Source organism: Tigheibacillus halophilus, from assembly GCF_042683165.1.
Classification (GTDB): Bacteria; Bacillota; Bacilli; order Bacillales; family Amphibacillaceae; genus Tigheibacillus; species Tigheibacillus halophilus.
The window spans coordinates 1-1,340 of the sequence record NZ_JBHUIZ010000023.1 but is presented as its reverse complement, the minus strand read 5'-3'; the positions used below and the strand labels follow the sequence as shown (position 1 = coordinate 1,340).

2 protein-coding genes are annotated in these 1,340 nt (G+C 36.7%); both read right to left on the bottom strand.

The window, feature by feature from the left end; translation table 11 throughout:
* Positions 1 to 828 (bottom strand): IS3 family transposase (locus ACFSMW_RS20350; RefSeq protein ID WP_390358153.1); only part of this gene is annotated, 828 nt, incomplete at its 3' end.
* On the bottom strand, positions 792 to 1,340 hold a 549-nt coding region (locus ACFSMW_RS20345), incomplete at its 5' end, for a helix-turn-helix domain-containing protein (RefSeq protein ID WP_390358152.1). The genes ACFSMW_RS20350 and ACFSMW_RS20345, both read right to left, overlap by 37 nt.

Here is a 1,340-nt window from a genome sequence, read left to right as displayed (position 1 = left end):
TGGGCTCCATCCAGCCAATTTTTCTTTTGCTCGTTCATGATTATACCAGTAGATATATTCTTCAATCTGTTTTTTTAATGCTTCATAGCTCACCAATTCTTCTCCATGGTACATTTCTTGCTTTAAAATACCGAAGAAATTCTCCATTGAGGCGTTATCTGCACAGGTTGCTTTGCGTGACATGCTTTGGAATACTTTATTTTCTTTTAATGTCCTTACCCATTGGTTGTGCTGGTAATGCCAGCCTTGATCGGTATGAAGCGTGGTACGGTAGGTTGCCCGATTCTTTATTATCTCTATTGCTTCTTGTAAAGGTTCCATGACAAGATCTAACGTTGGACGTTTCTTGATTTCATACGCAATTATTTCTCCGTTATAAAGATCAAGAATCGGATTTAAATATAACTTCTCTTCATTATGACATTTGAATTCTGTAATGTCCGTTACTAGTTTTTGAAGAGGAATAGGTGTGTAAAAGCGGCGAGATAATCGGTTTTTAACTACTTTTCCAACCTTCCCCTTGTAGGAATTATATTTACGGGATTTCCGCATAAATTTCACACATTTTAAACCTAATTCCCGCATTATCCGGTACACTTTTTTATGATTAATTTCATGACCTAATTTCTTTAATTCTTTCGTGATACGTTTATAACCATAGCGTTCATGAAACTTTTTAAACAGGTCTGTAATGAGTTCTTTTAATGCGATATCCGAGTCTTCTTTGTCAAAACGCTTCACGTGATAGTGGTAGGTTGCTTCAGGAATACCCACGACAAGGAGAACATCTTTTAATCGGAATCCTTCTTCTTTGAGTTCGAATGCCACTTTTGCTTGTGCTTTTCGTGGAAGGCATTCGGATCCTCCCGAAAAGCTCTCAACTTTTTTAGGTAAGCATTTTCTAGTCGCAATAATTCATTCTCGCGTTCTAATTCTTCTTCACGTGTTAACTTCTTTTCTCCTTTTTTCTTTTGCTTATTGGTTTTCTTAGACATAGAAGGTCGCCCCTTGGGTTTTGTATTCAGGCCTTCTATCCCTTGTATGCGAAATGCTTTCAACCAGCGTACTATTAAGGAAGGGTTGTTCAAATGAAATTGAACAGCGGTTTCTTGATAAGAAGCACCTGTCTCTAACATAAATTGTACAGCATCTAATTTAAATTGAACAGAATACTCCTGCTTCGTCTTTCTTCGTTTTAATCCTTCCATGCCCTGTACTTTATAAGAACTCACCCAATTTCTTAATGGGGTACTACTGGGCATATTATATTTTTTCGCCAATGATTTATATCCAAGATGACCATACAAATACTCGGTGACAAGCTTTATTTTAAATTCTTC